Here is a 13,132-nt window from a genome sequence, read left to right as displayed (position 1 = left end):
ATGTCCTCAAGCCCCCGGGTGTACTGATGAGAGGGGTGACAACTTTCTTGAAACCGGGGGTGGCATCTCCCCACTCGATTAGGTAGCAAACTCCGCACACCTCAGGAGTCGTTCCGGCCGTGCTTGACAGCTGCAGATGGCATGAACCACACGCTCGGTCATTGCCGCCAGATTGAACCGCCGATTGAAGCGGTAGCTGAAGGCGCCCAAGTAGCGATCAGCGTACTTTTCGAAGCGAAGGGCATGGAAGCTGCCGCTGAAGCTGGTTTTCAAGTTGCTGAGCACCGTGTTAATCCAACGGAATTCTGGTAATTCATTGGGATGACGACCCTTTACGACCACAGGATGATGGAAGCAACCGACTTCTGCAACGGCGCGAAAGCAAGCCAGCCCATCGGAGATCACTTCACAGCCTATCGCCAGTGAATCTTGGGCCCAATCAGCAATAGCGGCAAAAGAGAACGTGGGCACGGTGGCAAGTTTTATATACCGGGGGTGGCCCGCCTCATCGACAGAGACGGCTGCCACGACCGGCACCTTGTTCTCCGATCCACGACCAGGCTTGCCACCACAGCGTTCTCCGCCAAGGTAGGCATCATCCACCTGCACCCTTCCTCTGAGGACATAGGCGCCATCACGTTCTTTCATTGCCTGCATGATCTTGTTCTGAAGCAACCATGCCGTTCGGTAGTTCACACCGAGATGACGCCTCAGAGCTAGTGAGGAGATTCCTGTCTTGGCTTGGCCGACGAGGTAGAAGGCAAGGAACCAGGTGGTCAGAGGTAACTTTGTTGCCTCCAAGATGGTACCGGCCGTGAGGGTGGCTTGATGACGACAGCTCCGGCACTGATAGCGCTTGTGGCGCCTGCCAATGATGAGCCCGTACTCCTTGCCCTCACAACGTGGGCAACGGAAACCATCAGGCCAGCGCGCCTGTTCCAGGGCAACTTCACATTTTTGCTCGGTTCCGTAGAGCTCAATAAACTGGGGCAGCGACAGGCTGGCCTGGAACTGGATCCGATTCATAGCCATGGCAGTGACGACTGGTATATGCGTACCAGCCTAGGTCCCAAAAGGGCTGCCTGCGGAGCTTGCTGCCTAATCAAGCTGTTTTATGGTTGGAGTCCCAGGCTTGAGCGAGCCGCTCAGAAAGCCTAGTCATGTCTGTGCAATCATCTGCAGATCGCGGTGGCTATGTCCTTGTGAAGTCCTTCCGGGGTGCCGGTCTGGGCGATGCATTGCGAGCAGTGATTCTGGCATTGCTCTATGCTGAAAAAAACGATCGAAAGGTGCTCGTCGATTGGCATGATGGCACCTTCGGCCCTGAAGGGGACAATGTGTTCCAACTGCTGTTTCGCCTGGAAGGGCAGCACGCCCAGGCTGAATTCTCTGCTGTTCAAAACAGCACCTCAGTGCTCCCGCCGCGCTGGGATGGCAGTCTCCAGCGAACGATGCTCAGCCTGTGGATTGAGGATAGGATGAGAGGATGGGATCGGCAGGAAGCGCGGGATATCTATTCATTCGATCAAAAACAGCCACATGATGCTCAGGTCTGTGTCATGTGGGACTTTGATGCTCTAGCAAGCTACAGTCTCTCTGACATCCAGGCTGGAGTGCGCAAATGTCTGCGCCTGCAACCTGAGATCGAGCTGAGGCGCACAGCGTTTACTGCCGAGCACTTTGGCTCGGCCATGCTGGGCGTACATATCCGAGCAGCCAATGAACAAGTAGTAACGAAGTCGTCGCCTAGTAAATCTGCGATTCTTGCAGCAGTCCGGCGGAAGCTTAATACCGGTCTTTACGATGGAGTGTTTCTGTCTACCGACCATCTGCCGACGCAGCACTGGTTTCTGAAGGTCTTTCCTGGAACCGTTGTGAGGCAGAAGCCTTTCTCCGATGATGAATCGCCTCTGCACCTCACCGATTTCGGCCAACCCCGTCTCGAGCAAACCAGGGATGCACTCATGGACATGGTGTTGTTGTCGTCATGCCACGCCATCATCCATCCTGGAAACTCATCGTTCAGCCTCTGCGCCATCTACCTGAGCGACCTTCCTGCCACATCTCTCATTGCGATGCAGCGAACCCGTTCGCGTGCTCAGCGCATACTCACTGGGCTCACCAGGCTCATCCGCTGGAGGAGGCCTTGAGCGTGGCTGAGCTTGCCATCCTCGTTCCCGTCTATCAGCGTGAGGAAGGAGCCATTCGAGCTGTTCGCTCTGTCGTCAGTCAGGCCCACCAGGAGCTGTCGCAAGGCTCGCTGACGCTTCATGTTCGCGACGACGCTTCGAAAAGCATGGATTCCGAGCGATTCAAGGCTCAGTTACTGTCCATCCATCCCTGTATTTCTATAGATTTCAATGCCGTGAATCTCGGCATGTCGGCGAATATCCGTTCCATGGTTCTTGAATGCAAGGCTGCATTCTGTTCGATCCTCACCGACGACGACTGGCTTGAGCCAGGAAGCATCGACCACCTGCTCTCTGTGATCCGTCGCCTCGAAAACGATCGTAGCCATTCAGTTTCAAGCATTTTTTACCCGCGATACTCCTACACGGAATCAGGTGCGCATGCCTGCACCAGTTGCCGCATCGCATCGGCCGACGTTGTGTTTCCCTCTGACCCGGTGACCACGATGCGCCTTGCGGACAAGGGCTACATCCTCACCGGCTTGTTCTTTCGCCCAGATTTGGTTGACCAGGAGTTCTGGGCGAGATACGAAAGCAATGCCTTCTTCCCGATTCTCTACTTCGCAAGCCTTCTCAACCGAGGTAGTTGCATTTATTTCGATAAGCCTTTGGTTCATCACACTGTTTTTAATCTATGCCACTGGGAAGCCTGGGGCGCGACGACCCAGGCTCAGCAGGAGCGGCTGTGCCGGGATTTTCTTGCGGCCATTTCCTTGGTCTACCGCTACTTGAAGCCTCGTTGTCGATCATTGAAGGATCGCATCCTGCTGTGGCCGCCAGCGATGCAAGCTTATCGCAGACGCCTGGTTGAAATGAAGGGCTGCGTCTGGCATGCGCCCTTGCGATGCATACCGAAGGCATTGTGGCTCGAGCCTAGGTTCCTCATTTCCTTCAGTGGGTTCCTGTACTTCTCCGTGAGAACCCGGTCTGGTCGCCCAGATCGTATGTCGTTCTCTTCTCAATGAATCAGGGTCTCGTCAGTACGATTATTCCCGTCTACAACCGGCCACGGCTGCTTGCGGAAGCGGTTCGTTCCGTGCTGCAGCAAACTTATCCCTCCATCGAGATCGTGATCGTGGACGATGGATCCACTGACGCTACTGCAGATGTTGCCGATACGCTCTCGAGAGAAGCCATCATCCCCGTCAAGGTGATTCGCCAGGTCAACAGTGGTCCAGGCGCAGCCCGGCAGAGGGGTCTGGATGAGGCACGGGGCGAATTCATTCAATTCCTCGACAGCGACGACCTGCTCTTGCCGGCAAAGTTTTCCGCCCAGGTTGCTACCTTGCAGCGCCGGCCTGAGTGTGGCATCTGCTACGGACCCAGTGCTGAAGAGAATCATGCTTCCAACCCACCAGGACGCGACTGTCCGATGAGGGCCACCGGTGAACTCATCGATCACCTCTTCCCCAGGCTGTTGACGGAACGGTGGTGGACCACCAGCTCCCCTCTGTACCGCCGTACCCTGCTGGATCAGATCGGGCCATGGCAGCCGTGGATCAACGAGGAAGACTGGGAATACGACGCCCGTTGTGGTTCCACTGGGACTCGCCTAGTCTGGGTAAATGAGCTCTGCTCGATTCGCCGCATCAATCTAAGCGAGGAGCATTTGAGCGCTGGAGGTAGCACAAATCCGCGTAAACTGGCTGATCGTGCCATGGCTCGTCGCTCGATTTTGGAATGTGCAGGCAAGGCTGGTGTACAACCGCGTGCACCAGAGATGATGCACTTTTCCAAGGCTGTCTTTCTCTTGGCGCGCCAATCGGCCTTGGCTGGTGAACGTTCCATCTCCGCACAGTTCGATCGGCTTGCTCAGCAGGCTGCACGGCCGTTTATGCTTATCAGGATAAAGCAGATCCTCTGGCGCCTAGCACTCAGCCTGGTTGGAACTGGTTGTGCAGACTCCCTAAGTTCTTTCGTCTTTAATAGGCACCAGATATTCCGCTTTTTCTCCAGGCCTTTTTCTGAGCGCTAGCCAGCCAGTCTCTGTATGTCTTCTCACTCAATTACCAGCGAGTCTTGCGTGCTCATAGAAAGACGCTTACTCTGATTTCTTCCATCCGCCATGCTTGGAGTGAATGCGATGATCTAGATCGCTATCGGAGCCTCCATCATTTTCTGGCCTTGGATCCTCCAGTCTGCGCCAGCGAGGCTCACTCAGTAAGCCTTGATCTTGGATGTGGTTTTCATCCGAAAAATCCATTTAGCGCCAATCGATGCTGTGGTATTGATATTCGGATTGAGGATTCTGCTAATTCTGATTTCTTGCGGAAGACAGATCTAACAGTGCAGCCAATCCCCTTTCTGGATAATTCTTTTGACTATGTTACTGCTTTCGACTTTCTTGAGCATGTTCCGAGGGTTCTCTGGCTGAGGGGCGCAACAAGATTTTGCTTTGTTGAGCTCATGAACGAGATTTATCGGGTGCTCAAGCCCCAAGGTCTTTTTCTTAGCCTTACTCCCGCAATCCCTTCACGGGCTGCCTTTTCAGATCCTACCCACATCAATTACATCACTGCGACCACCTTTCCAGTGTATTTTAGTCAGCATGTCAATACCTATCCATCTGCTGTGAGCTATGGGTTTAGCGGCAACTTCGACTGCCTCAAACAGGGGTGGATTGGCGGCCATCTTGCCAGTTTGTTGAGAAAAACAGGCCGCCAGGGATTTGCTGATGCCTAGGCGACCCTCGTTTGGCGTGATCCTGCCCACCTATCGGTCTGAACGCTATGTAGGTAACACCCTTGCTTCTATTTTCAATCAAACTCTGCTGCCCTGTGAGATTCTGATCTCTGATGATGGATCCCACGACAAAACCGCAGATATTGTTCGTGCGGCTGCCGCGAATGCGCCAGTTCCAGTTCGCTTTGTAGTGAATCATGATCCTGCTGGCATAACTGAGAACTATCTCAACGCCCTTCGTTACGTCTCTCCATGCGACTACGTGGCAGTTGCTGATCATGATGATGTATGGGTTCCCCGTCGACTTGAGTGCCTGCTTGATGCGTTCTTGCAGAACCAAAGTGCCACGCTTGTTTGCTGCGACAGCCTGCTTGCAGATGCCCAAGTAAATCCAACCGGTGGAACCCTGCGTGGTGGGTTCGCCAGCTCGATTCGGATCTGCAAGCAACATCGGAGGATGGGAAGTTTTTCTTCTTATCTCAAGGGCGGTCTCCCCTGTCTGGCCCACACTCTTGCCTTCCCTTTCTCGCTTCGGGACGCGATTGTTGCGAAGCCCGCCTCGATTCCACAGTGGTTCTTTGAAGAATGGCTCACCAGTGTGGCCGCCTGTTACGGCGATCTGGTCCTGATCCCAGAAGCTCTCACCCTATACCGCTGCCATCCCCTCCAGGCCAGCCATACTTCCAGGCAGGCTGCGAAGTCAGAACCATCCTTTGCCAACCTGCTCTCGCCACCGGCCAATACCGAAAGCCGCCTGCAGAAACTTCACTACTGCCGATCGATGCTTAAAGCCAGATGTTCGGCCACAGGCGCGCTTACCGATGTCTCTGTCAAGCTGGACCAGCTCGATGACGCTTGCTGCTTCCTGAGCACCAGGCTTAGGGTTCGAGATTCATCAACGCGTCTCAGTGTTCGTCTACGTGAATTCATCAGCCTGTTGTTATCCGGTGGCTACCGTCGCTACGCCTCAGGTCTGTGGAGTGTTTGCAAGGATCTAGTGGCAATCCTGCGTAGCCTGTGCTTTGGCTGAACGCTGGCTACATTGATGAAGATATCTGTCGTTATTGCAGCCCATGGCCATGCTGCTCAATTGCTGGATTCTCTGACTTCAGTTTTTTCCTCCTATCGCGGAGACATGGAGTGCATTCTTGTTCTCGATGGCGGGATTGATACTGATCTGAGCGCCGACCTGAATACAATATGGGGAGATGAGAGTAGGTTGATCGTTGTTGCTGCACAGAAGCTTGGTCTCACCAAGGCCCTACTTGCTGGATGTGACATGGCTCGTGGAGACTACATCGCCCGCCTTGATGTTGGGGATGTTATGGCATCAGATCGGCTCCACCACCAAGCCTCCATCCTTGACTGCCACCCCGAATGCGTTCTTGTAACCAGTGATGTTGAGGTCTGTGGCCCTCGATGGGAGCACCTCTTTGTGAAGCGATGCCAACTCCCCATGGCTAAGCCGCGTTGGGTCAACACCGGCCCTCCTGAGCAGGGTCTCTCGATCGATATCCCCCACCACGCTTCGGTGATGTTCCGGCGCAGTGCCTATGAGGCCGCAGGCGGCTACCGGCCGGAGTTCTATTTCGGGCAAGACTGGGACCTTTGGTATCGCCTCGCGGAGCAGGGCACGTTCATCCACATCCCTGAGGTGCTGACACGTGTGCGACTGTTTACCTGTGGGCTCTCTTCGCGTCATTGGCGTGAGCAACGTGCCATTGCGGCCCTCTCCCGAGCCTGCTACGCAGCCCGCCGCAGTGGCCATCCTGAAGCCCCTCTGCTGGTCCAAGCTGCCCGAGTTCGCCCCAGGCCACCAGGTTGGCGTCTGCCAAGCTGGTGGCCTTTCGATCGACACCAGGCCGAAGGCGCCTATTTCATTGCCGAGTCACTGCGCCGCAACGGTGATCCGCGCTGTCGGCGCTATTTTGCCGAAGCTTTTCGCCACGGTCCCTGGCTGCCGAAGGTGTGGCTTCGAGCTACCCAATCGCTGCATCTCTCCGCGCATCCATGATTGTACTTTCGGTGGCGATCCCCACCTATGGGCGCGAGCAGGTGTTGATCGATTCCATCGAATCCTTGCTTGCTCTGGATCCACCGCCGGAGGAGCTGCTGGTCATTGATCAGACGCCCGATCACGAGCCCAGCACCAAAGCGCACCTACAAGACTGGAATCAACAGGGACGGCTGCGCTGGATCCGCCTGAAGCAACCGTCGATTACCGCTGCCATGAATCGAGCCCTGCTGGAGGCCCAAGGCCAGCGTGTGCTGTTTCTTGACGACGACATCATCCCCTCGCCTGGGTTGCTGCACGCCCACCTGGAGGCTCACCGCCACTGGCCTGGAGCCCTAATTGCGGGCAGGGTGCTGCAGCCTTGGCACCAGGGACAGCCCGATGCGGAAACTGCGGCACCCTTTCGCTTCAACAGCTTGCAACCCCGCCCGTGCAGTGAGTTCATGGGAGGCAACTTCTCCCTTCCACGCCAAATGGCGCTCGATCTGGGCGGCTTTGATGAGAACTTTGTGCGTGTTGCCTATCGCTACGAAGCAGAACTTGCATATCGCTGGCGCCAGGCTGGGTTGAGTATTCGTTATATTTCTGAGGCGTTGATAGACCATCTCCAAGCTCAGCGTGGCGGCACCCGCAGTTATGGCCAGCACCTCACAACAACTCGGCCTGATCACTGTGTTGGTTCGTTTTATTTTCGCCTGCGTACGCAGCCATTGCTGCCTGCCTTGCTGGGATGTTTACGTGATCTGCTCCGGTCGGTGATCACACGCCATCATTTACGCAGACCCTGGTGGATTCCGCTGGGCCTTCTGGCGCAGCTGCGTGGATTGGCCTGGGCTCTTAGATTGCATTACAGTGGTCCGGCTCTGGTACGAGTTACGCTCTGCACCAATGGCCTCCAAGAGCGCCAGTTGTGGTGATTGAGGCTGCGACTCCTGCTCCGGAACATCTTCTTAGGCAATCAGCAGATGTTCAAGACCCTGAGCTTTGCTGTTCTGCTTGGAGTTTAAAGTTTCCATGCAGGCTGCATTGACAGCGGTTCTGCTAACGCCGGATCAGGCAAGCTTTTCGCCACCATGTGGCTTTCTCAGTTCTTGATCATCGTTGCATTTTCCTTCTGTATTACCAAGCATTATTTTCGAGCCTTTTGAGACTTTCTATTGAAAGGCTTCTTCCATATTAAATGCTTGTCTGCAGACTCATATAATTCATGATCCGTCTTGCTGTTGTTGTCAGCCACCCGATTCAGTACTACGCCCCCTGGTTTGCTCTCCTGGCGGCCGATCCTGGGCTGGAGTCAAAGGTGTTCTACCTTTGGGACTTCGGTATTGCCGAGCGCCATGATAAGGGCTTCGCGCAGAGTGTTCGCTGGGATTTGCCGTTGCTTGAAGGCTACCCCAGCTGCTTCATACCCAACCGCTCGCCTGATCCAGGCACGCACCATTTCGGTGGCCTCGATAATCCCAAGCTGGTATCGGTGCTGCTGGCCTGGCGACCCGATGCCGTGCTGCTGTTCGGCTACCCCTTCCGCAGCCACCTACGCCTGCTGCTTGATCCACGTCTGAGGCGGATTCCGATCGTTCTGCGGGGTGATTCCCACAACCTTGCCGGTGAGTACTCCTGGAGCACTGGGTTTGTCGCCATGCTGCGCAGGATGCTGTTTCGCCGCTTCACGGCGGCCCTGGCCGTGGGCCAGGCCAACGCGGCTTACCTCCGCGCCGCCGGCATCCAGGCGGATCGGATCGTGCTGGCCCCCCACGACGTGGACAATCAGCGTTTTCAGGCCGCTGCCCCTGCCGCTGAGCGTGAGGCGCAGGCCTGGCGCCATAAGCTTGGCATTGACCCAGCCGCTCCTGTTGTGCTGTTTGCCGGCAAGTTCGAGCCCAAGAAGCGGCCGCTCGATCTGGTCGAAGCCTTCAGCCGCCTCGATCACCCCAGCGCCGTGTTGGTGCTGGTGGGCGCCGGTGCCCTGGAGTCTGAGCTCCGGCACCGCGCCGCCGCCCAACCTGCCGGGAGGGTTTGGATCCTGCCGTTTCAGAACCAGAGCGCCATGCCCCGCGTCTATGCGCTGGCGGATCTGGTCGTCTTGCCCTCTGTGGGAGCCGCTGAAACCTGGGGGCTGTGCATCAACGAGGCCATGAACCTGAGCCGGCCGGTGCTCGTAAGCAGCCATGTAGGCTGCGGGCCCGATCTGGTGATCCCCGGCCGTACTGGCTGGATCGTCCCCGCAGGTGATGGCGCCGCCTTGCGCGCCGCCCTGGCTGACGCTCTCTCCGATCCGGCCCGCCTGCGCCGCATGGGAGTGGCGGCTCGAAAGCACATCGATCGGTTCAGCTATTCGGCCACCACAGCCGGTCTGCACCAACTGCTGCGGGCGGCCGTGTTTCGATGAGCCGTCCGACGGTGGTTGATCTGCTCTGCCCGGAGCTCTATGCCCGCGATGGCGGCGTGCAGAACTACGGTCGCACCCTGCTGAAGGGCTTGCTGCAGGTGCTCCCGGCCGAAACGCGCTTGCGCGTGTTCGTGCGCAACGACTTTTCCTCCCACATGCCTGTGGCTGTAGATCCGCGTCTGGAACTCCACCCCTGCGGATCCCGCCTGCCGCTGCTCTCCCTGCTTCAACTGGTGCTCGTGGCACTGATGGCAACCATGCGCCGTCGCCCGGCCTTGGTGATCGCCACCCATCCGCACCTGGCTCCCCTCCAGCTTCTGCTGGGCCGGCTGGCGGGCTGCCCCACCTGGGCGGCGGCCCATGGGATCGACGTCTGGACCCTGCGGTTCGGGCTGCGCCGCTGGGCTCTGCAGCGGCTGGAGCTGGTGCTGCCGGTTAGCCGCTACACCCGTGATCAGCTGCACCACCAGCTCGGCCGGCGCTGCCCCGAGCTGGTGGTGCTGCCGAACAGCTTCAACCAGAACCGCTTCCGCCCTGGCCCGCGCCCAGTGGCCCTGCTGGAGCGCTACAGCCTGAGGCCGGAGCAACCCCTGATTTTCTCGATCACGCGCCTCTCCAGCAAGGATTGTTATAAGCACATCGACGCGCTGATCACCGCGATGCCAGAGTTGCGCAAGCTCTGGCCCGATCTCGTGCTGCTGATTGGTGGCGACGGCGACGACCGGCCGCGGCTGCGCCGGCGCGTTCAGCAGCTGAGGCTTAGCGAAGCGGTGTTGCTGCCTGGCCGCATTGCCGACGCCGAGCTGGCCGATCACTACCGGCTCTCCAGCCTTTTCGCCCTGCCGAGCGAGGGGGAGGGCTTCGGCATCGTCTTTCTCGAGGCGCTCGGTTGCGGCAAGCCCGTGCTGGCCGGCAACCGCGATGGCTCAGTGGATCCCCTCGCTGATGGGGCCTTCGGCTGCCTGGTGGATCCGCGGTTGCCCCTGGCGCCGCCCTTGCGGGCCCTGCTGGAGGGCTATGGCGAGGAGCTCTGGTTCCGGCCCGAGGCTCTTTCCGCTGCAGTTGCCGAACGGTTTGGCTCCGGCGCCTTCCTGGCCGGGCTGCAGTCCCTGCTGGCGCGGCTGCCGGTCCTTGGGGTGGAGGCTTAGGCCATGTGTGGCATCGCCGGCCTACTCTCCACTCGCCCAGGCGACGCCGGGCCCGAACTGGCGGCGGCCCTCGATCAGGCCCTGGCCCACCGCGGCCCCGACGACGCCGGCCACTGGCACGAGAACGGCACCACCCTGGTTCACCGGCGCCTGGCAATCCAGGACCTCTCACCCGCCGGCCACCAGCCGATGGCCTCCGCCTGCGGCCGCTACGTGCTGGTGTTCAACGGCGAGATCTACAACCAGCGCGAGCTGCGGGCCGATCTTGAGCGCCAGGGCCACCGCTTTCGCTCCGGCGGCGACACCGAGGTGCTGCTGCAGCTGCTCATCCGCTATGGCAGCGCCGCCCTGGGCCGGCTGCGCGGCATGTACGCCTACTGCCTCTGGGACCGCCAGGAACGCCGGGCACTGCTGGCCCGCGATCCCTACGGCATCAAGCCGCTTTACATCTGGCAGGGGCCAGGTGGCGAGCTGCTGTTCGCTTCGGAACTGCGGGCCCTTCTGACCACGGGGCGGGTGCCGCGGCGTCTCGATCCGCGGGGGTTGAGAGCATTCCTGGCCCAGGGCAGCCTGCCTGCCGAGCGCACCCTGGTGGAAGGGGTGTGCGCCCTGCCGCCGGGCGGCATAGGGATCTGGCAGGAGGGCCGCTGGCACACCCAGCTCCACTGGCAGCCGAGCTACGCACCGGAAGCGCCGCTTCCCTACCCGGATCTGGTGGCTTACACCCGGCAAGCTCTTGAAGCCAGCGTCCAGGCCCACCTGCTCGCCGATGTGCCGGTGGGGTTGTTCCTCTCTGGCGGGCTGGATTCTGCGGCGGTGCTGGCGCTTGTGAGCCGTCCGCTCACCACGATCACGATCGGCTTCGCTGAGCGGGCCTTCGATGAATCGGAGCAGGCGGCGGCCCTCGCCCGCCATTTCGGGGCTGAGCATCACGTCCTCCCTCTCGGCGCCGCCGAGGCGTGGCGCTTCCTGCCTGGTTTCCTGGCCGCGATCGACCAGCCAAGCGTGGATGGCTTCAACAGCTATTGCGTGGCCAGCCGCGCCGCCGAGCTTGGCCTGAAGGTGGTGCTCAGCGGCCTGGGCGGCGATGAACTGTTCGGCGGTTATCCGAGCTTCGCCCGCGTGCCCAGCGCCTGGGCCCTGCATCGCCGCCTAGATCCGCTGGCGCCGGCGGGGGCCGCCTGGCTGAGCCGTAGCCACCGTGCCGGTGCCCAGCGCCTCGCGGCCGCCCTGCGCCGTCCTGCCTCGATTGACAACACCTATCGTTGCCTAAGGGGCCTGTTTGCTCCGGCGGAGGTGGAGCGGCTACTGGGGCACTGGGCGCTGGCCTCCGCGCCGGAGCACGGCCGGGTCGGCCACGAACCGATCATCGACCCCGAGGACCAGCAGCGCTACCCCGACCCGTCCGATCGGGTCGCCTGGCTGGAGAGCAGCCTCTACATGGGCAACCAACTGTTGCGCGATGGCGATGCCATGACGATGGCCTTCGGGCTTGAGCTGAGGCTGCCGCTGGTGGATGCCGCACTGTTTCGCGCCCTGGCCTCCCAGCCGGCGGCGCAGCGCCTGGCAACCGGCAAGCGCCTGCTGCGGGATGCGGTACCGGAACTCAGGAGCGTGCTGCCGGATCGTCCGAAGCAGGGATTCCTGTTTCCCTTCCAGCCCTGGTTCGACACGCCTGGATCCGAAACGGGCGAGCAATTCCTGCTGCCCAACCCCAGCACGCCGGCGGGGCTGGACATGGGACCGTGGGCTCGTCGCTGGGGTCTGATGGTGCTGAACGACTGGCTGCAGCGGCATCTGGGGCTCATCCTTCCCACCGCCCCTCCGATGAGCGCACGTTCGTGAGCCTGCGCATTTCCCTTCCCTACCTCTGGGGTCACCCGCTCGGCCGGCGCCACTTCGCCAGCACGCTAATGCGCTACGCGGGATGGCAGCTGCGCTGCCGTCTGCGGCCCGGGCCGGTGGTCATGCCATGGATCAATGGCACCTCCCTTTGGGTGGATCGCGGCCTCACCGGTGCCACCGGCAATCTCTACTGCGGCCTGCACGAATGGCCCGATATGGCCTTCGTGCTGCATCTGCTCCGCCCCGGGGACACCTTCGCTGACATCGGAGCCAACGTGGGCAGCTACACAGTGCTGGCCTCCGCCGCGGTGGGTGCCAGCACTGTGGCCTTTGAGCCAACACCCGACACGTTCGCCTGGCTGCAGCGCAACCTGGCCCTGAACCACCTCGAAGGCCTTGTTACTGCTCATCAAGCAGCTGCGGGCGCTGCGCGGGGCACAGTGTTCTTTCGCATCGACCAGGGATGCATGAACCAGGTTGTGGCCGCTGGCTACAGCGGCCACTCTCAGCCGGTTGAGGTTGTTGCCCTCGATGACATCCCCTCGATGACATCCCCTCGATCGCCCACGCCTGCTGCTGGAAGCTCGACGTAGAGGGCTATGAGCCCTCCGTCCTGGCGGGTGCCGCCCGCACCCTTGCCGAGGCGCCCCCCGCCGCAATCCTCTGTGAAGACCGCAGCAAGCCAGTGCAGCAGCACCTGAGTGGAGCCGGGTTCCAGGCCTGTTCCTACGACCCCTGGACTCGCACCCTCAGCCTCGATGTAGCCGCCTGTGGCGGCAACCAGCTATGGATCCGTGACCTCGACTGGGCACGCGAGCGGGTGAGCACCGCACCGGTCTTTCAGGTCCTGGGTCAGTACGTTTGA

At 60.0% G+C, this 13,132-nt stretch carries 13 protein-coding genes; 12 read left to right on the top strand and 1 reads right to left on the bottom strand.

What is annotated here, in order from left to right:
* Window positions 1-78: 78 nt before the first annotated feature.
* A complete protein-coding gene (locus BM449_RS11725; protein WP_071799713.1) occupies window positions 79-1,032 on the bottom strand; it encodes an IS1595 family transposase in 954 nt (317 codons plus the stop codon).
* Window positions 1,033-1,160: 128 nt separating this feature from the next.
* Here BM449_RS11725 and BM449_RS11720 point away from each other — a divergent pair, with 128 nt between their 5' ends.
* The 12 genes from BM449_RS11720 (at window position 1,161) to BM449_RS11665 (ending at window position 13,132) form a co-directional block, all read left to right on the top strand.
* Window positions 1,161-2,150 carry a nodulation protein NodZ gene (locus BM449_RS11720; RefSeq protein WP_071801382.1) on the top strand — a complete coding sequence of 330 codons (990 nt, stop codon included), beginning with the start codon at window positions 1,161-1,163 and terminating at the stop codon, window positions 2,148-2,150.
* Between the two features lie 2 nt (window positions 2,151-2,152).
* Window positions 2,153-3,154, top strand: a complete 1,002-nt coding sequence (locus tag BM449_RS11715) for a glycosyltransferase family 2 protein (protein WP_071801372.1) — start codon at window positions 2,153-2,155, stop codon at window positions 3,152-3,154.
* Entirely contained in the window at window positions 3,151-4,164 is a 1,014-nt protein-coding gene (locus BM449_RS11710; protein WP_071801371.1) for a glycosyltransferase family 2 protein, read from the top strand. Before BM449_RS11715 ends, BM449_RS11710 begins: the two co-directional genes overlap by 4 nt.
* A 149-nt stretch (window positions 4,165-4,313) precedes the next feature.
* The gene (locus BM449_RS11705; protein ID WP_071801370.1) at window positions 4,314-4,871 is read left to right on the top strand and encodes a class I SAM-dependent methyltransferase; all 558 of its coding nucleotides are present in this window, start codon (window positions 4,314-4,316) and stop codon (window positions 4,869-4,871) included.
* A gap of 16 nt (window positions 4,872-4,887) precedes the next feature.
* Window positions 4,888-5,901, top strand: coding sequence for a glycosyltransferase (locus BM449_RS11700; protein ID WP_071801369.1), 1,014 nt, complete (start codon window positions 4,888-4,890; stop codon window positions 5,899-5,901).
* A gap of 15 nt (window positions 5,902-5,916) precedes the next feature.
* On the top strand, window positions 5,917-6,885 hold the full coding sequence (locus tag BM449_RS11695; RefSeq protein ID WP_071801368.1) for a glycosyltransferase: 969 nt from the start codon (window positions 5,917-5,919) through the stop codon (window positions 6,883-6,885).
* Window positions 6,882-7,802, top strand: a complete 921-nt coding sequence (locus BM449_RS11690) for a glycosyltransferase (RefSeq protein ID WP_071801367.1) — start codon at window positions 6,882-6,884, stop codon at window positions 7,800-7,802. Before BM449_RS11695 ends, BM449_RS11690 begins: the two co-directional genes overlap by 4 nt.
* Before the next feature lie 290 nt (window positions 7,803-8,092).
* On the top strand, window positions 8,093-9,274 hold the full coding sequence (locus tag BM449_RS11685) for a glycosyltransferase family 4 protein (RefSeq protein WP_071801366.1): 1,182 nt from the start codon (window positions 8,093-8,095) through the stop codon (window positions 9,272-9,274).
* The gene (locus tag BM449_RS11680) at window positions 9,271-10,422 is read left to right on the top strand and encodes a glycosyltransferase (RefSeq protein ID WP_071801365.1); all 1,152 of its coding nucleotides are present in this window, start codon (window positions 9,271-9,273) and stop codon (window positions 10,420-10,422) included. Before BM449_RS11685 ends, BM449_RS11680 begins: the two co-directional genes overlap by 4 nt.
* Window positions 10,423-10,425: 3 nt before the next feature.
* Complete coding sequence (gene asnB, locus BM449_RS11675; protein WP_071801364.1) at window positions 10,426-12,267, top strand: asparagine synthase (glutamine-hydrolyzing); 1,842 nt, start codon at window positions 10,426-10,428, stop codon at window positions 12,265-12,267.
* Window positions 12,264-12,860, top strand: coding sequence for an FkbM family methyltransferase (locus tag BM449_RS11670; RefSeq protein WP_071801363.1), 597 nt, complete (start codon window positions 12,264-12,266; stop codon window positions 12,858-12,860). Before asnB ends, BM449_RS11670 begins: the two co-directional genes overlap by 4 nt.
* Before the next feature lie 92 nt (window positions 12,861-12,952).
* On the top strand, window positions 12,953-13,132 hold the full coding sequence (locus BM449_RS11665; protein ID WP_071801362.1) for a hypothetical protein: 180 nt from the start codon (window positions 12,953-12,955) through the stop codon (window positions 13,130-13,132).

It is taken from the genome of Synechococcus sp. SynAce01 (assembly GCF_001885215.1).
Classification (GTDB): domain Bacteria; phylum Cyanobacteriota; class Cyanobacteriia; order PCC-6307; family Cyanobiaceae; genus Regnicoccus; species Regnicoccus frigidus.
The sequence above is the reverse complement of the archived record's forward strand: the minus strand, read 5'-3'. Positions and strand labels throughout refer to the sequence as shown.